Below are 17214 nucleotides of genomic sequence, written 5' to 3' on the forward strand. Positions count from 1 at the left end.
TCGGGGCTCGTCTCCCTGACAGCCGGTCTGATAGCCGAGTATGGATCCTACCCGTCCTTGGCGTGCAACGGCAGCATGCGCGGTAGACAGGAACGCGAGAAGGAAAGGAGCCATCCGGCCTAGTGACCTTCGCATTGCTGGCAAAACCACTGAAACCGATCTGATAAATCCTGCTGGCCCGTGAGCAGGCGGTCTCGACGTAGATCGCCATGAAACGGGCGGGGCAGAGGAATAGCATCTTTCGCTGCCGCGTCTTGGCATGACAGCCGTCGGAGTCGCTATCGCACCCCGTTGCCCTCGGATAGAACATGCCGGGCGAAGTCTCGCCGGATCCCAACCAGCTTGGGGTCGATATAGCGTTGGCAGAACGGTCGGGTCGGATCGGTACGGTAATAGTTGCGGTAGCGCTCTTCCGATGACCGGAACCCGACGAGCGACAGCACCTTCGTCCGCACAGCGCTGTCAACTTCGTGCCTGAGCCGGGTAATCACCGTATCCGCCCGATGCCACTGGTCGGCATCTCCTAAATAGACAGCGCTGCGGTAACGCCCATTCGGCGAATAGCCGCTGTTCGCCGAATGGGTGCGCAGATGGACCTCGATCAGAATGTCGAGCGAAATTACCCCGGGATCGAATCGGACCATCACTCCTTCGGCCCAGGCATCGTCGGGTGCGGTCGATTGCAGAAAGCCTTGATTGACCTGGGAGACGCCGCGCAGGATTTGAAACACGCCTTCGGTGCACCAATGACACCCGCCGCCGAAGCCCGCCGTCTCCATGCTCACATTCTCCATCCGGTCCGGCGAGATGCCCTTCCGCTTTCTGCGTTCAATTGCGGTAACGTGTAGCGCTGGTCGGATAGTGGCCTGGCATCGGCCGGGCCGTCTTCCCGACCGGGCTTGTCCGCCGACGGCGCTGACCGATACCGGCCCGATTACAACCGCTAGACAACACCTGAACGAACGGCTGGTTTCGAGATACGCTCACGTCACTCTGAACGTCCACTTGTGGGCCCAGATATAAGGCTAGCGTCTGCCACGCTCTTGACCGAGTGTCAGAAATGCAATGACGCCTGCCGTCAAAGCTGAAAATGCTGCGAGCAGGGCTGCGGTATGGAACGCCTCGATCAACTGTACGACCGATGCGGCTACAACGGCACCGGCCAGCGCCGTTGCGATCAAGCCGCCGGTTCGCGCGATCGCGCTGTTGAACCCCGATGCGGTGCCGGTGTGGTGATCGTCTACGGACGAAAGAACTGCGGTCGTAAGCGGAGCGACCGCGCCGGCCATCCCGAGCGCGATCACCACCAGACCGGGCAGCACGTTACTCCAATAGCCGGCCCCCGGGTCGACGGTCGCCATCAGCGCGAAACCGACACCGGTAACGATCGGCCCGATCGTCAGCGGCCAGCGCGGTCCGATCCGCTCGCTCAATCGTCCGGCAAAGCGCGACGCGGTGCCAATCATGATCGAAAAGGGGAGCAACGCGAAGCCCGCCTGGGTCGGAGTGTATCCGCCGCCGACGATCAACAGATACGGCAGCAACACCAGCAATCCGCCCAGCGCACCGTACAGCAGCAGAGTCAGCAAGGTCAGCCCGACGAATGGGCGTGATGCGAACAGCGTCAGCGGCATCATCGCGCGGTCGCCTAAACGGTGCTCCTGGCCGACGAACGCGACCAGCAGAACGATGCCGATGCCCAGGCCCGCACCGATTTCCGGCGACAGGACATGACCGCTCGACCACAGGGTCAGCGCCCATGTCAGGATGCCGAGCGCGGCGGTTACCAAGATCGCGCCGAGCCAATCGAGTGGTTGCTCGCCGGGATCGCTCTCCTCGACATAGCGCAGGGCAACCACGATCGCTGCCGCCGCGACAGGCAGATTAAGGTAGAAGATCGTCCGCCAGCCCAGCGTGTCGACCAGCCAGCCCCCAAGCGGTGGACCGACGGCGCTGGCTATCGCGCCGGCTGCGGCCCATGTCCCGACCGCTCGCCCCCTTGCTTCGCCTTCGAACGAACTGCCGAGGATCCCCAGGCTGTTAGGCATCAGGATCGCGGCGCCAATGCCCTGCATTCCGCGCGCTGCCAGCAGGATCGATAGCGTCGGCGCCAGTGCGCAGCCGATCGAAGCAAGCGCGAACAGGACTGTGCCGAGCACCAGCATGCGCCTGCGGCCGTAATGGTCGCCTGCTGCGCCACCAAGCAGAAGCAGCGCCGATAGCGGCAGTAGATAGGCGTTGATGATCCAGGGGAGGTCTGACGCACCGCCACCAAGATCCTTGCCGATCGCGGGAAGCGCGACGTTGGTCACCGAGCCATCGATAAAGGCAAGGCTCGAGGCGAGCATCGTCGCGGCTATCGTCCAGCCAGGATAGCGAACAGCTGTGGTCCGTGCGGCCCCTGCATGAGGATGGTCGCCAGACCCCGGCGGTGGCGCATTCATGGTTCGGTTCGGCGAAAACAGCACGTCTCATGGTCGTTCACGAGACCGCAGGCCTGCATCCAGTTGTAGACGATGACGGGACCGACGAACTTGAACCCACGCTGTTTGAGCGCCGCGGACAACGCTTCGGATCCAGGCGAGCGCGTTAGCGCCTTGGCACCGTCGCCGATTACCGGTGCACCATCAACGAAACTCCAGACGAAGCCGCTAAAATCCTCGCCGGTGTCGCGCATCGCGATATAGGCGCGGGCATTGCCGATCGTCGCTGCGATCTTGGCGCGGGAGCGGACGATACCGGCGTTGCCGAGCATCGTCGCGATGTCCGGCTCGCCGAACCGCGCGACGATGTCCGGATCGAAGCCCGCGAAGGCAGCCCGGAATGCGTCGCGTTTGCGCAGGATCGTGACCCACGCCAGCCCGGCCTGCAATCCGTCGAGCATCAGCTTTTCCCACAGCGCGCGCGGGTCGCGTTCGGGCACGCCCCATTCGTCGTCGTGATACGCCGCAAGCAAAGGGTCGCTCTGCGCCCATCGGCAACGAGATAGCTCGGCGTGGGGCATGCCGGGCATTGCCGGGTCTTTGCTGTTGATTTGCATACTGGCCGGGACGATGCTCGCTCGGTGCCGGTGTGTCGATGCCGTTCGCCATCGCCAGCGCGGAGCAGGTCTTGATGGTGTTAAGCAGTTCGGCGCTGATCTGGTCGGTCCGGACCGAATGCTATTCTCGCCTTTCAAGCCGTCCAGGCAGCTAATCGGCCGCCGAGCGTTGTCACCCAACCAGATGAACGAATGGATGAAGTTGGGATGCGGGGAAGGGCGTCTGAATGACCGTGTGTGGACGCCCCGCTGGATACAAGGGGGTTTTCGAGAGATTTGTACGCGCAGGTTCAGGTGCTTCCGTGTGTCCGGCCTGGTGATGGTGCCATCATCACGGCTGCTGGCCTGTATGGAGATCGCGGATCGGGTCCAGACCGCAAGTGCGCGCTCGAGGCGCCTGGACATTTCACTGGTTTTCCCGACCCCGTCTTCTGACCGTTGCGCCATACCTCTCTACTGACCTTTCCTTGCGTCCCTGACGCCTCAAGCCTCGGCGGTTACACCGCCGCGGCCGGAGCTCTGTAGGAGCCGCCGTGCGCCATCAGCGCCCAGACGGTTCTCGCCATCTTGTTGGCCAGCGCGACGGTGACCGGCATGCGAGGCTTACGCGCCAGCATGCCGGCCAACCACGCTCCGGCTTTGTCGGGGTCACGGGCCGCAACCTTGGTTGCCGAGCTCGCGCCCAGGATCAGAAGTCGTCGCAAACTGCGCTCGCCCATCTTGGTCGTTCGCCCCAGCCGCTCCTTGCCGCCACTGGAGTGCTGCCGTGGGACGAGGCCGAGCCAGGCTGCAAAGTCTCGCCCGCGGCGGAAAGTACTGGCGGCCGGCGCCAGCGCAACCAGCGCCGTCGCAATCACGGGACCAACACCAGGTATCGTCATAAGCCGCTTCGCCACGGGATCAGCTTTTGCCCGGCTTGCGATTTCGCGGTCCAACACAGCGATCTGCGCCTGCATCGCTTGCAAGCTCTCTGCGATAACGGTGAGCACCGGTCGGGCCTCGGTCGGGATTTCAGAAGCAGGGTCGCCGACAATATCGACCAGCTTGGCGACGTGTCCGACGCCCTGCCGAACGATGTAGCCAAACTCGGTAAGGTGCCCGCGCAGGGCATTGATCAGCTGCGTGCGTTGGCGCACGAGCAGGTCGCGCGTACGGAAGATTACGCCGGATGCCTGAGCTTCGGCGCTCTTGCCTTGCACGAACCGCATGGTCGGGCGCTGTGCTGCCTCGCAGATTGCTTCAGCATCAGCCATGTCGTTCTTCTGTCGCTTCACGAACGGCTTCACATAGGCTGGCGGAATGAGCCGCGTGTCATGACCTACCGCGGCGATCTCGCGGGCCCAGTAATGGGCGCTCGCACAGGCCTCCATTGCCACCACGCATCGTGGCAAGGTCGAGAAGAATGACAGAACCTGATCACGCCGAAGCTTTTTGCGGAAGATGACAGCACCGCTCGGATCCGAGCCGTGAACCTGGAAAACCGACTTGGCCAGATCGATGCCGACTGTGCTAACCTCACCCATGGACGCCTCCTTCAGTGGTGTTTTCAACACCTCCACTATGGCACATCGATGCCGTCAGGGGGCGTCCACCCCAACGCTTGTGGGTCGATGACGTCGGAATGACCAATTCGTATGGCCTCCATTCAGAATGACACGCTATGCCGAACTGATGTCTTACCGCGTTCAAATCGCTCCTCGGCCGATCGTTATTGATGACGATGGTCTTCCCGTCCCGAACTCGCACGTACTCGAGATCATCTTCCCCACCGATAGCATCGATACGACCGCGGGCCCGACCAGCTCAATCATAGGCGCCGGCATCGCTAAGATCCTCGTAGCCGACGTTACCGTGAGAGGTGTGGGACTCTGTTGAAGCGCCGCCTAGATCCCAACGTTAAGGGAATGTGGCCCATTGGCCGTCGAGGCGCCTGGTCTGACCCATCGGACAATTTTAAACGCGGAAGCCTATCGCAACAATAAGACTTTCTCAGAGCACGGCAGCGTCGGACATAGTCTTGTTACTCAGGCGGGATTGTCGACGGGGCAGGATCGGGCGGGGGCGGGGACGTGCACCCTATCTCGCTATCGAGGCTTCGAAACGAGGCTGCGTTGGCCATCGGAAACAGGATCAACCGGCTGCGAAGCACAACGTGAGTAAGAGATACCCGGCCCTCGCAATAGTCTAAGGTACGCATTGTCGCCTGATCGAAAACAAACGCGCTGATCCGGCCATCTGCAAGCGCTACGACCTTCCAATAGCCTGATGGGACGCGTTCCAGAACCGGCCCGGCGGGTAACGGCGCCATGAGACGTTCGAACAAGGGTCCGGTGTATACGTAGACGGCGGTGTTCAGCCGTTGCGCGAGCGAGCGCTCTTGCCCTTCCAGTGCGTTCCACGGCCCCTGATTCAGCGCCGAAGCTTGAGGGGTGATGTTCGACAGGATGTTGGTGTCAGCTGCAAACGGCGTGCCAGAGAATGCCGCAAGCGGCGCTTGATGACCGCGATCAGTCCGCAGAGCCTGGTTGGCCCCGTCGTAAGCTTCCGGGGCGAGCGTCTCATCGGCAGCAAGCGAAGGGTCGGCGCGCCAGTCGCGATCCGACGACGGGCCGATCGAAGAGGGCGATACGCGATATGCGACCCAGTCCGCGAGCTTGGTTAGGTCGTTGGACGACAGCGTGTAGATCTCGCGCACGACGGTGTCGTTCGTGGCCGGGGCCCCCAAGGGACAGCCGTACAGGCAGTGAAACGTGTGCAATTCACCATCGCTCGCGAGTGCAGCGGGGGCATATCCCGCTACCGCCGCAATCAGGGCGATACGCCTGAGCGTTTTGGCCCAACGACGAGACCGAGCGTCCAGACGGATCATAAGGCTGTCGTAAAAACCCTGCATGACCAAACTCTATAGCTGGCCGGTGACGTCTGTGCGACGATCATAGAACACCCGAGGACCTCGTATGCGAGACGACCAGGATTTCCCGGTCTACACAGCCGATATGTTCGCATCGCCCGCTGACGAATGCGATATCGTCATGAAAGGCGGCGTCACGAGCGGTATTGTATATCCATACGCCATCCTGGAGCTGGCCCTCCGGTATCGGTTCCGCTCGATTGGCGGCACGTCCGCCGGCGCGATCGCGGCGTCGCTGGCAGCAGCGGCGGAGTATGCGCGCACGGTACGTGGTGATCCTGCCGGCTTCGTCCGCCTGCAATATCATTGTGACGAACTACCCGAGCGCATGGCCTCACTGTTCCAGCCTGAGCCTCGATACCGCCGCCTATTCCGGTATCTGCTACGTGCTCAGAGCGGCAGCAGCGCGCTGAAGCTAATTTCAGGCCTGCCACTGGTCGCACCGTTTCAAGCTATGGTTGGTACCGTCGCCGGTGCGGTCGGTATGTGGGCGTTAAGGGCCGGACTGGCGGGTGTTCTCCTTGGAGCACTTGTCGGGCTGGTCGTCGCCCTACTCGTCCATGTGCAAACGCTTATCCGAACGCAGCTGCCGCAAAGCGACTTTGGTGTCTGCCCGGGCACCGATCAATCTGGCGGGGACGGGCCCGCGCTGACCAGCTGGCTTCACGCAGCGATCCAAGACATCGCATTCGGTGCAGACTGGCGGAGCCGACCGCCGCTAACCTTCGGGCAATTGCGAGGAACCGGCTCGGGCGAGCAGATTGATCTGCGCGTTATTACGACCAACCTTGGTATGGGGCGGCCGCATACGCTGCCAACCCTCGGCATCACGGCGGCATACAGCGATGCCGAATGGCGGCGACTGTTTCCGGGCGATGTGTGCGAGTGGATGGCGGGATCCGTTGCCGAACCGGCCCAGATGCCTGGACTATTGAGCTTTCCCTCCCCGGTCGATCTGCCGGTCCTTGTAGCTGCGCGGATGAGTCTTGCCTTTCCGCTCCTGTTTGCAGCGGTACCGGTCCATGTCCGCGACTTCGCGAACGCGGAGCTTCAGCGCGCCACCGGCGCTCCGCCGATAATCGAAAACCGGCGTATCCTGTTTGCCGATGGCGGCATCAGCAGCAATTTTCCTATCCACCTGTTCGATGCCTTGTTGCCTGCTCGACCGACTTTCGCACTCAGCCTGGACGACCTTCCCCCCGGAACGACAACCGGGGACCAGCGGGTATTCATTCCTGCCACCGCTCGCCAAGGTTTTGGGTTGCCGGCGCGCGAGACAGTGTCCGTCAGCAGTTTGTTCGGATTGATCCTGAGGGCGGCGAAAGACTGGCAGGATCAGTTGCTGAGTACGATGCCAGGACAGCGCGAGCGTATTGCCCATGTCATGCTTTCAGCAGACGAAGGCGGCCTAAACCTCACCATGCCGCCAGAACGTGCGCGGGCACTGATGTTCCGCGGGCTCGAAGTTGGCCGTCGGTTTGCTGATGGCGCACTCGATTTCGATGAACACCGCTGGCGGCGTTCGCTGGTTGCATATGATCAGCTCACACGGATGTCAGACACCGTCCATCAAACTTGGTCGAGCGGCTTCGGTTCGTGGCTGCTTGGCTATCTGACACGTCCGAAAAGCTATCGGCGTCTCACAACCACAGATCGGAGTACGATCCATCATGCTTTAGGCGCGGTTGCGGATCTGGATAACATATTCGAGCCCGGCATCAACGACGCCGACCGCAAGTTGCCGCGGCCGGTAGGTACCTTGCGGGTTAGTCCGCGGTACTGACCTGCCTGAGCAGAGTTGTCGGCGACCCTTCCGAAGTCGCGGCAGCCGCGGCGTTCCTCGCATCGTCGGATAGCAGCTTCATGACGGGCAGCGAGCTGTTCACCGACGGAGGATTGGCCCAAATCTAAGGAACTAAGCCAGCGGGCAAATAAGCCCGCTGGCTCTGATCGCGGTACCGGTTCACTCGCCAAGTTAGACCAGAGGCGTGTTTTCGTCCGCCAGCTCTACCAATCCTCAAGCGTGCGATGTCGCCCCGGTTCGGATTAGCCGCCGTTCGGAAAATTTACGCCGGTTGCCCATTCCCTCCGGTCGAACCAAAGATCTGGCCTGTCGAATAGCTCAAGGACGGATCGGCAGCGGCTACGTAAAGCGCCGCAATCTCAGCTGGCTGGCCAGCTCGCGCCATCGGCGAGTCTCCACCAAAGCTGCGCAACTTTTCAGGCGTCGCCCCGCCGCTGACCTGCAGCGGAGTCCAAAGCGGGCCGGGCGCAACTGCGTTGACGCGGATACCGCGGCTGGCAAGCTGCTTGGCCATGCTCTTGGTGAAGTTCAGCACCGCGGCACGGGTCAGCGCATAGTCGACGATGTCGGGTGAAGGATTGCCAGCCTGTTCGGAGGACGTGTTGACGATCACCGCGCCCGCACTCATCCATTCGAGTGCCGCCTTCGTCAGCCAGAACGGCGCGTAGACGTTGGTCTTCATCGTATCGTCAAAGTCCTGGGTTGAGATATCGGCGATACCCGGACGCGTCTGCTGACGGGCCGCATTGTTGATCAGGATATCGAGCCCGCCAAGCTGTTCGCTCGCTTGCTGCACAAGCCGTCGGCAAAAGCGCTCGTCGCGTAGATCACCGGGGATCGCGACGGCCTTGCGACCCTCGGCCCGGATCAACGCAATGACTTCACGAGCGTCAGGTTCTTCGGCCGGCAAATAGTTGATCGCGACGTCCGCGCCCTCTCGCGCATACGCAATCGCTGCGGCCCGACCAATGCCGCTGTCTCCACCGGTTATCAGGGCCTTCTTGCCTGCCAGCTTGCCGGAACCCTTGTAGCTTTTCTCGCCGTGATCTGGACGCGGTGTCATCTTTGACGCAAGACCAGGCCAAGGCTGCCGTTGTACGGGGTAGGGGGGCTTGGGATAGGCTGCGGCTGCCGGCGTCGTCGCCGCGTTATTGCCACCGCTCTGTGTTGCGGCGTTTGCAGCTGTTGCGGCGATGGCACCAGCGGTAATGGCTGCCCCCGTCACGAAAGTGCGGCGTGTGGTATCGGTCATCGTCGTAGCTCCCGGAATGATCATAACCCCAAGCGCTAAACGATTGCTTCCGTTCCAAATTCGGCCGCTAACCGCGTCGTATCCTCTGCGCCTCCCAAGCATCTGCAAAAATGGATTCTCTTGGAGACGGATGAGCATCATCGAGCGGCATTTGTCCTCCTCCTAGCCACGCTTGCGACGCTAAACGAAGGTCTGATGTGGGGAAGCGTAGAACGTCGCGCGCGTGTCTGAGACCGGGTCCTCCAGCCTGCTTTATAAGGGCATCATTAGCGCGTGGCAGGCAATAGCAACCGTGTGCCTTCTCGGATCGTTACATGCGCTGAAGGAGAGTAGTTATGGTCGCCTCACAGGACGAAGAACCGGGTTTTGAAACCGACGTCAACGAACTGCCGGATAGCAATAACGGTCCGGAAGATAGCCTTGAGGATAAGGCGTCGCCCGACGCACAAAAGTCAGACGATCTCGAGGAGGCTCAGAAGGAAGGCGCCGACGAGAGAGAAGAGGGCGGACTATATTGAAAACGGTTAGGGGCATTTGAAGCGTTTTTTGCTCAAAACGTATTCAGAGTGTTCCGCTCCTATCTTTTAAGCATCCGCCGGCAGTCAGAGCTTTATGCGTCACTATTACGCTTGACAGAACCGGTATTATCAATGTGCCTGACGTATCGGTTGCTCTGAATCGGTAGCGCATCGACCGTAGTTGGAGATCGGAGGAGCTACCGGGAACGTCTGAATGTGGGTCTGGGCGGAAGGTGTCGGACGGGGCGCGTCCGCACAGTTGCGGACATTCGCTAATAGCCGCAGCATCAGATAGGCAGTTTAACACCTATGCAGTATATCAACGACTTTGGCATGGAGGCTGCAGAAACAGCGTTCTGGCGCATCACCTTCGACGGTACGTTGTAAGGTTGTCGAGTTCATTCGTGGATAGCTTTGAAGAGGTAGGCGGAGTAGCTGAACTGTCATATTTCGGTTAGAGAATGATGTGCAGGATGGACTCGGCTAACATGTAAATGTCTAGGGCCGGTGCGCTTCAGTAAAAATTAGTGGCACTTCGTCCGGCGGGTAAGGTGAATATACGCAGATGGTAATTGCATTAGCGAACCGATGAAACTTCTTGGCATAGCGCTGCCATGGACATCAGAAGGTGGTCGTCCATATTTTTCGGGCTCTGCTGTTCTTCCAGCCGCGTCATCCCTGCCAAGATAATGGCTTCGGGTACTGCAGCCTTTAAATTCGTCATGATTGGCCGCACTCTGCGGAAGCTTCGCTCGTCGAAGAGGCCCAGAATACAGAAGACGTTGGCATGGACGGTCGCCAAGGTAGAGATGTGATCTTCAGGTCCGGATGTCCGCGTTTGCTCCAACACCTCACAGCCTGCACGCCGCAAGAGCTGGCTTGCCATACGAGCTACGGCAACGTCTACCGGACCGCGCCCGGGTACGCACACAATCGACAAGTTTAGATTCTGACAGGCCACGGCATCACTTGGCTCGGTCTTTTCGGCCAGTGCCAGTCCAACGGTTTGGAACGGAGCACCGGAATAGTTTTCGAGCGCTTCCAGCACTTCGAGCGTGGTGGCGCATACCGCGTGAAGCGCATCCCTAGCGACAACGCCGCGATCAACGTCCGCAACTGCCAGCCGGAGGCCACCAAGGATCACATCGTCGTAGTACGCCGCAAGTGTCAGTGTCTCGAGATGAACTTCTGCCTGCTCGATCGCTTCCTCAGGATGACCCGCCAGCATGCGCTGATAGAATGTCTGAGCCGGCGAAAGCGCCGGACGATCGCCGAGCACTACGTCGAATATTTCGAATGCTGGAATATGTCGGCCTAGTACAACGAGCATCAGCGTCAACGGCATCGCCAGCACGAGACCAAGTGGACCCCAGATCCAAGTCCAGAACAATGCGGCTACGACCACCGATACCGGCGAAAGGCCGGCCGAATGGCCATAAAGTAGCGGCTCGATGACGTAGCCGACGAGCGGTTCTACGATCAAAAAAAGCAGGGCGACATAGGCTACCATCAACCAGCCGGGGTCAACGGCCGCTGCCAATGCCAGGGGCCCGACCCCTGCGACGAGAACGCCGACGTAGGGAATGAATCGGAGTAGTCCGGCCAGGACGCCCCAAAGTCCCGGGGACGGCACGCCAATAAAGAACAGCCCACCCCAGATTACGGCGCCAAACCCGACGTTGACGACGAACTGCGACAGGAAATAACGACTCAGGCGTTTTGCTCCTTCGTCCAGCGCCACCGTCGTGCGGTGGAGATCGGCCGTGCCCATGAGCCGAATTAGCCGATCGCGCAGGTCCTCCTTCTGGAAGAGGATGAAAATCGCGACGATTAGAACAATCAACGTCGTTTCGACCGGTGCCAGTGCAGGCACAACGTAGCTACGAATCTCATCCATCGCGCTCGCTGGCGGTTCACGTATCTCTACAGGAATCGCGGTATCGTCACGGGGGCGTTCCATGGATTTTGCACCTGCAAGGCGGGCATTCTGAGTGCTCTGCCGCCCGCTCCCCCCACTCGTCTGCAGGATCGCCCCGAAGCGATCATGGATCCCGACACGAACAATGGCCGCCTTGGTCGTAATCCGTTCCGCGTATGCCGGAGCATCCTTGGACAAGGTGGCGGCCTGACTGACAAGGATTGCGCTCGTTATACCAATTGCGCCCAAGGCTAGGGCGATTGCTAAAAGTACGGCTGGTGCCCGCGGCACACGTAGGCGGCGGAAGCCTGCCACGATGGGCGCCAATAGAAAGGACAGTAGGATGGCAAGGATTATTGGAAGCAGGACCGACCGGCCTGCGTACAATCCAAAGATGATGATTGAGGCGATGATCCAGGGTGCTGCCGCGTCAATCGCCCGACCTCGCTTCCAATGCGCCGTTTGGGCCCGCTTGACGGACTTCTGTCTTTCCCCGTTCTCAGTCACCGGCAAGCATCCAACTAATGCGTCATAAATTTTGGAACGCGGCTAGAGGCTGAAGATTAACAATCATGACCGCCAGCCAATAGTTTACTGATCGGTGGGCTGAACGACGGCTCCAGCGGCCTCATGTGGCCGGTCAAGACCGAGCGAGGTCACCACCGCCAGCGCGCTTTCGAATCCCGCTCCGCAGAACGTTGGTACGCCACATGCTTCAATTTCGGCAAGCGAGGCGCCGCCCGTCCCCTCGCGACAGGAACCGTCAACATCTCGAATAAACACCGCTGCTACGCGACAACCGAATTCCCTGACCGCCTGTGTGTAGATCGCTACGTCGCGCTGGCCGTTGTCTCCGATAAGTAGAAAACGGAGCTTACGGTAGAAATCTAGTATTGATCGGATAGCCTGAAGCTTGTGCACATCATGTCCACTATCGATCAATTTATCCGCATCAATGCCGTAATCTTTCAGGAACATCGGACCATGTGGAATGGAATTGTTTTCCAGGAACTCGGCAATGAATCCGTAGAGATTCCACGGGGAGGACGAGACGTAGAAGAACGGTCTCGCGGGCGCGATATGGTCTCGCGCAATCATCTGGTAGAGAGAGGCAGCGCCCGGAACCGCCAACCTGTCCTGCGGTCGTTCGATGAGCACTCGTCGCCAGTTCTTTAGGAAATTGGTGGCGCCCGTTTCAATTACGGTGTCGTCGATATCCGATATGATCCCCCAATTCTGATCGTTCCCCGGCGCGATCACGGGTACCTGTGTGTCCGGAACGTCGCCGTCGGGGACTGACAGCGTTACCGTCTCCCACCGCGTTGTCTCGGGTAATGGCTGATCGATTATTAATTCGATGTCGAAATATCCCTCCTCGTCAGTGACTATGTCCTGCGATTGCCCATAGCCCTCCACGTGGACGGTTACGCCGGGGAGCTCTTGGCTGTTGTAAATCGCCAGCATCGCACGAAGCCGCACGAGCATGTCGTCACCTGCGTCGAGCGGCTTTCCGTAACGGACGATCCTGCCCTTCAGGCGCACGGTCGTGGCATTGCGATACCCGGCATATGCGAGGAGCCGCACCTTGCGGCCGTGTTCTTCGCCTATGTTGAAGATGGTCTGGATTGTGTCGACATCTCGTTCGAGCCCAGCGATTGCTGAGCGCAGAAGCTTATAGAGTGAGGAGGCAGCCATTGTGATTTAACCGGGGAATGGTTTTTTGGGTTCCCGTGTTTGTAGCCTATACATACCAATACCCGAGCCTTGCACCGTTGGATGTCGACTTTGGTGATAGCACCTTCCGACTGAGGCGGGTTTTGGCGGTCAATCATCCTAGCACCCATTCGTAGCATCGATTGACCTGATGAGAGGTCGGGTTCCTCCCGAGGTGAGGCGAACGATGGCGCTGCCGTTGCAGCGCAATCCCGGCGCAGCGTAGCGATACGTTACCTGGTAGGCGCCACTCTGAAGGGGGCTGATGCTGATCAGCCGCAAGGGGTCCCGCAACCGGCCGTAGAAGCGCGAGATCGCGTCGGCGGAGTAGGCGCGGCTCGATCTCTTCTGCGGTATCACCTGCGCAGAAGCCACGTCGCCGCTCCCGGTACCGAGGGCGTTGTAGAAGGTCCGCACCGTCGCTTCACCCGATGATCCGGCGATCGTGTCGGGCCGAGAGACGCTCGCGGGTGCTTCTGATGTCTTCGCAACCGAGGAATGAGGGGCTCGTGCCGCATCCTTCTCCACAAGGTCGTCTGCGCTTGAACCCTCGATCCGGGAGGGAGTTTGATCAGCGATCTCGGTCGGTAGCATATCCGGGCCTGGCGGCTCCGTCTTCGAGACCTCAGTATCGACCGCGGGCAGCGGACGGTATGTCGCGTCCGACAGGCTGAATGCGGCTAGTTTGCCTACGATCGGCGCTGCGCCCGTGAGGGCATAGACCAAACCGCTGGCATCGGCTGCGCCCTGAGCCGTGTAGGCGATGTCCGCCGCCAGGCGACGGTCGCCTCCGAGCGCCTGTTCGGAGCCCGGCGGAACGTCGAGGATAATGCGTCCTTTGCAGCGCGTCACGTCCAGCGCCGGATCCCAGCCTTCCACGACCGGCTTTTCCATCCTGATGAAGGAGAATGCCTCGAGCGTGTCGAGGTTGGTACGGTGGTTGCTCTGCTCGCGCGCCTGATCGAAGATGACGCGCTTCATGCGATCATAGGCTGTACTCGACGCACAGGCGGCCTTGTGTCTTTTGGCCTCGGCCCGCGTCTGCGCCGTCTCGGCCGGCTTGTTCTCCTTGATCTTGCCACATGCGCCGAGCGAAAGTGCTAGGACAAGAAGGCATGCCGGGGCTTTCGCCGATGACGCTGACGGGCTCATAGCCACTCCTAAAAAATCAGACTTCTCCCTCCAACCTCTGCAAACGGGCAAGGTTCACGGCCGGTTCGAATGATGTCAGGTCTTAGAACGCGATCGGGTCCGACGAACGGACGCAACCGGGTCGTTTGAGGGCGGACCGGCGCCCTGCCTGCGCCTCGCCGCTGCCGGCGCGCGGGTGCCGCGCCGTCCAGCCACAACGCTTTAGTGGCCGCTAGGCACCGTCGGCGGCTTGCTTGTTTGCGCCGCGACAGAACGGCTTCCGGCGCGACCAGTCCAACTGCCGAGACGCCGATACCCACGGCCGCCGCCTTGCGACACAGGTCGGGTCCGCAGCCCATCGCCGAAGTTGGGGCCACCGGTTACCAGCATGAACGAACGACTGAAGTTGGGAACCGCTTTGCAGCCGCTGAACGACCGAATGTGGGTCTTGCTTCAGATCGCGGCTCATAAGTGAACCACTGTAACCATAAGGTTGGTCGACGGTAACAAACACCTAAATATTGGAGCTGCTTTCGGTTAGCCTGTTTCCGTACATTAAGCCGGGCCCGAACTTGAACGCCCGATAAAAGTATATGGTACCTGAACCGATCGCGCGGGCCGGTCGCCTGCCTGTTGGTACGAGGGATCGGCCAGGATATCGATGGCAACGCTTGCAAGAACGGCATTGGGCTGACGAATGGTGGTCAGCTGAGGCCACGCCATGCGGGAAATAGGCGCGTCGTCGAAGCCGACGACGGAGAGGGCATTTGGTACGGCAATGTTCCTGTGCGCGGCGCTGACCAGAACACCCAGAGCCATCTCGTCGTTGGCGGCGAACACGGCGCTGGGATGGTCGTTGGTCGAGAGGATCGCGTCGCCGGCCGCCATGCCCGACCTGAAACTGAAGTCGCCGGCTTGAATCCAGGCATCTCTAATGCCGATTCCAGCGCAACGCATCGCGTCGCAAAAGCCCGCCAGTCGTTTGCCAGCCGCATCGTGCGATACGATCCCCTGAACGAACGCAATGTCGCGATGCCCCAGCGTGATAAGGTGATCGGTCATATCGCGCGCGGCCTGGTAGTCGTCAATGTGAATCACCGCGGCCGATGAGCCGGTTCGTGATGAATTCAGTTTCACGACCGGGATGCCGCGTTGATCGAGCAGGTCGGTGAGATCGGACCAGTCGCAGATCGGCGGGGTTAGAATGACCCCGGCGAGCTGCAAGGCCTGCAACGTTCTTGATACCTCGTCGAGCGTCTCGGGCCCGTCGCGGTCGATCCTTTCGACGACGAGATGATAGCCGTGATGGCGGCAGCGGGCCATTGCGCCCAGCTGGACCTCTGCAGCGTACCCCGATGCCGGATCGTCGAAGAACAATCCGATGAGGTAGGACCGCGAACTCGACAGGCTGCGGGCGTAGGCGTTCGGGCGATAACCCAGTTCCTCAACGACACTCAGCACATGGTCTCGTACCGCTGGCCGAACATGTGCCTCCGCATTCATCACCCGCGAAACGGTCTTGGGCGACACGCCTGCAGCGCGCGCGACATCCTTGATGGTTACCGGCGGCATCATCGTGCTATCAATCCCATGTGCGATGCCGCCACCACGCGAACGCCGCGATGAACGTGTAGCAGATGCCAGGGAGCATGAAGGACATCCTCAAGCCGGTCGCGTCCGCGACAACGCCGGTCAGCAACGGGATGACGGCGCCCCCGACGACTACCATGCACAACAGCATCGAGGCATAGGTCGCGGTGGAATGATCGTCGGGCAGCGAAAGCGCGAAGATCGTCGGATACATGATCGCGTTGCACAGCCCGACTGCAAGCAGCGCCGTGGCAGCCACGGGCCCGTGCAGGCCGATCGCCGCCGCCACGAGCGCGACGGCGGCGATCGCGCAACCGAGCAGCATTGTCGGCGCACCATAGCGGGTGAGGTAGCGGGCGCCTACCAGTCGGCCGACCAGCGCACCGGTCCAGTACAGACCTACGAGTTGCCCTGCCGCGACCGGCGAGACGTTCAGAATGTCGGGCATCGCCAGATATTCTACGAGCAGCGTGCCGATCGTGACCTCGGCGCCGACATAGGCGAACATCGCGCCGCCACCTGCCAGCAAGCGCCGGTTCGACAACACGCCGACGATGCCCGAAAGCGGGACGCGACGCGGCGCTGAGGACGCGCGCAGCAGATCGCGCTGGCAGATGAAGGCTGAGGCAAGCACAAGTGCTACCAGCGCGACCGCAAGAAATGGCAGAACGACTCGTATGTGGCCTGCCAGTTCACCAAATCGTTGCCGACCCGTCCCGAGCAGCAGCGCGGATCCTGCCAGGGACGCCAGTACGGTACCAAGCGAGTTGAAGCCTTGCAGCAAGGTCAGTCGCGAGACGGCGCTGCGCGCCGGTTCGACAACCGGGACGACTATGTTGGCGGCGATCTGCAGGAAGGTGACGCCGCCGGCAATCGCGAGGAGCGCGAGTAGAACGGTCATGTACCCAAGCGACCCAAGCGATGCAGCTAGCATGCCGCAACCCAGCGCGATGACGACCAGCCCCGCCGCGATGCTTCGCATGTAGCCGAACTTCACCACCAGTACGGTGATCGGGACGGCAAAGAGGAGATAGCTCGAATGGAACGCGAACTGCACCAGCAGCGAGCGCGTGAGGTTCAGCCCTTCGATCATTCGCAACCGGGGCACCAGCAGTCCAACAAGCGAGTTGAGGAAGCCGCCAAGAAAATAGACGCCGATACAAAGCTGGAACAGCAGTGTCGCGCGCTGTTCGCCGGTAGCGGGCGCAAGGGGCATGCTGCTGGTGTTCACGCCGCATCCTAGCAAGGCGGGGCTGCTGCGCAATGTATGACGACGGCATCGCGCTTCGCATTGACATCGATGTCGGAGTTGGCGATCACGCTGCCAAGCCGCTCGG

At 60.8% G+C, this 17214-nt stretch carries 13 protein-coding genes and 1 pseudogene; 3 read left to right on the forward strand and 11 right to left on the reverse strand.

The window, feature by feature from the left end; translation table 11 throughout:
* Positions 1–278 precede the first annotated feature (278 nt).
* The 5 genes from AC59GX_RS18380 to AC59GX_RS18400 form a co-directional block, all read right to left on the reverse strand.
* Complete coding sequence (locus AC59GX_RS18380; protein ID WP_497302162.1) at positions 279–779, reverse strand: peptide-methionine (S)-S-oxide reductase; 501 nt, start codon at positions 777–779, stop codon at positions 279–281.
* A gap of 246 nt (positions 780–1025) precedes the next feature.
* A complete protein-coding gene (locus tag AC59GX_RS18385; RefSeq protein WP_497302163.1) occupies positions 1026–2348 on the reverse strand; it encodes an MFS transporter in 1323 nt (440 codons plus the stop codon).
* A gap of 92 nt (positions 2349–2440) precedes the next feature.
* Positions 2441–3013 (reverse strand): DNA-3-methyladenine glycosylase I, encoded by a 573-nt coding sequence (locus AC59GX_RS18390; RefSeq protein ID WP_497302164.1) that lies wholly within the window; start codon positions 3011–3013, stop codon positions 2441–2443.
* A gap of 524 nt (positions 3014–3537) precedes the next feature.
* Positions 3538–4563, reverse strand: coding sequence for an IS110 family RNA-guided transposase (locus AC59GX_RS18395; protein WP_497302326.1), 1026 nt, complete (start codon positions 4561–4563; stop codon positions 3538–3540).
* A 497-nt stretch (positions 4564–5060) separates the two neighbouring features.
* Positions 5061–5933, reverse strand: coding sequence for a DNA/RNA non-specific endonuclease (locus AC59GX_RS18400; RefSeq protein ID WP_497302165.1), 873 nt, complete (start codon positions 5931–5933; stop codon positions 5061–5063).
* A 64-nt stretch (positions 5934–5997) separates the two neighbouring features.
* On the opposite strand from AC59GX_RS18400, the gene AC59GX_RS18405 reads away from it, so the two are divergent.
* Both AC59GX_RS18405 and AC59GX_RS18410 read left to right on the forward strand, forming a co-directional pair.
* On the forward strand, positions 5998–7734 hold the full coding sequence (locus tag AC59GX_RS18405; protein WP_497302166.1) for a patatin-like phospholipase family protein: 1737 nt from the start codon (positions 5998–6000) through the stop codon (positions 7732–7734).
* Positions 7735–7751: 17 nt separating this feature from the next.
* A pseudogene (locus AC59GX_RS18410) lies at positions 7752–7862 on the forward strand (SDR family oxidoreductase); the annotation flags it as partial.
* Between the two features lie 155 nt (positions 7863–8017).
* Here the strand turns inward: AC59GX_RS18410 and AC59GX_RS18415 are convergent.
* Positions 8018–9007, reverse strand: coding sequence for an SDR family oxidoreductase (locus AC59GX_RS18415; RefSeq protein ID WP_497302167.1), 990 nt, complete (start codon positions 9005–9007; stop codon positions 8018–8020).
* A 335-nt stretch (positions 9008–9342) separates the two neighbouring features.
* Between AC59GX_RS18415 and AC59GX_RS18420 the strand changes: the two genes are divergently transcribed.
* Positions 9343–9525, forward strand: coding sequence for a hypothetical protein (locus AC59GX_RS18420; protein ID WP_497302168.1), 183 nt, complete (start codon positions 9343–9345; stop codon positions 9523–9525).
* A 577-nt stretch (positions 9526–10102) separates the two neighbouring features.
* Here the strand turns inward: AC59GX_RS18420 and AC59GX_RS18425 are convergent.
* From AC59GX_RS18425 to AC59GX_RS18445, 5 genes are all read right to left on the reverse strand, one after another.
* Positions 10103–11950 carry an AI-2E family transporter gene (locus tag AC59GX_RS18425; RefSeq protein WP_497302169.1) on the reverse strand — a complete coding sequence of 616 codons (1848 nt, stop codon included), beginning with the start codon at positions 11948–11950 and terminating at the stop codon, positions 10103–10105.
* A gap of 84 nt (positions 11951–12034) precedes the next feature.
* On the reverse strand, positions 12035–13138 hold the full coding sequence (locus tag AC59GX_RS18430; protein WP_497302170.1) for an App1 family protein phosphatidate phosphatase: 1104 nt from the start codon (positions 13136–13138) through the stop codon (positions 12035–12037).
* Positions 13139–13276: 138 nt separating this feature from the next.
* Positions 13277–14137 (reverse strand): hypothetical protein, encoded by an 861-nt coding sequence (locus tag AC59GX_RS18435; RefSeq protein WP_497302171.1) that lies wholly within the window; start codon positions 14135–14137, stop codon positions 13277–13279.
* A gap of 705 nt (positions 14138–14842) precedes the next feature.
* Positions 14843–15862 carry a LacI family DNA-binding transcriptional regulator gene (locus AC59GX_RS18440; RefSeq protein WP_497302172.1) on the reverse strand — a complete coding sequence of 340 codons (1020 nt, stop codon included), beginning with the start codon at positions 15860–15862 and terminating at the stop codon, positions 14843–14845.
* A gap of 7 nt (positions 15863–15869) precedes the next feature.
* On the reverse strand, positions 15870–17108 hold the full coding sequence (locus AC59GX_RS18445) for an MFS transporter (protein ID WP_497302173.1): 1239 nt from the start codon (positions 17106–17108) through the stop codon (positions 15870–15872).
* Between the last annotated feature and the right edge of the window lie 106 nt (positions 17109–17214).

This window comes from Sphingomonas sp. 320_CC, assembly GCF_059691795.1.

Excerpts from the sequence above, each read along its gene's own strand:
- AC59GX_RS18390 (WP_497302164.1), bottom strand. The coding sequence starts at position 3,013 with ATGCCCGGCATGCCCCACGCCGAGCTATCTCGTTGCCGATGGGCGCAG.
- AC59GX_RS18385 (WP_497302163.1), bottom strand. The coding sequence starts at position 2,348 with ATGCTCGCCTCGAGCCTTGCCTTTATCGATGGCTCGGTGACCAACGTC.
- AC59GX_RS18430 (WP_497302170.1), bottom strand. The coding sequence starts at position 13,138 with ATGGCTGCCTCCTCACTCTATAAGCTTCTGCGCTCAGCAATCGCTGGG.
- AC59GX_RS18415 (WP_497302167.1), bottom strand. The coding sequence starts at position 9,007 with ATGACCGATACCACACGCCGCACTTTCGTGACGGGGGCAGCCATTACC.
- AC59GX_RS18400 (WP_497302165.1), bottom strand. The coding sequence starts at position 5,933 with ATGCAGGGTTTTTACGACAGCCTTATGATCCGTCTGGACGCTCGGTCT.
- AC59GX_RS18395 (WP_497302326.1), bottom strand. The coding sequence starts at position 4,563 with ATGGGTGAGGTTAGCACAGTCGGCATCGATCTGGCCAAGTCGGTTTTC.
- AC59GX_RS18440 (WP_497302172.1), bottom strand. The coding sequence starts at position 15,862 with ATGATGCCGCCGGTAACCATCAAGGATGTCGCGCGCGCTGCAGGCGTG.
- AC59GX_RS18435 (WP_497302171.1), bottom strand. The coding sequence starts at position 14,137 with ATGAAGCGCGTCATCTTCGATCAGGCGCGCGAGCAGAGCAACCACCGT.
- AC59GX_RS18405 (WP_497302166.1), top strand. The coding sequence starts at position 5,998 with ATGCGAGACGACCAGGATTTCCCGGTCTACACAGCCGATATGTTCGCA.
- AC59GX_RS18420 (WP_497302168.1), top strand. The coding sequence starts at position 9,343 with ATGGTCGCCTCACAGGACGAAGAACCGGGTTTTGAAACCGACGTCAAC.
- AC59GX_RS18380 (WP_497302162.1), bottom strand. The coding sequence starts at position 779 with ATGGAGACGGCGGGCTTCGGCGGCGGGTGTCATTGGTGCACCGAAGGC.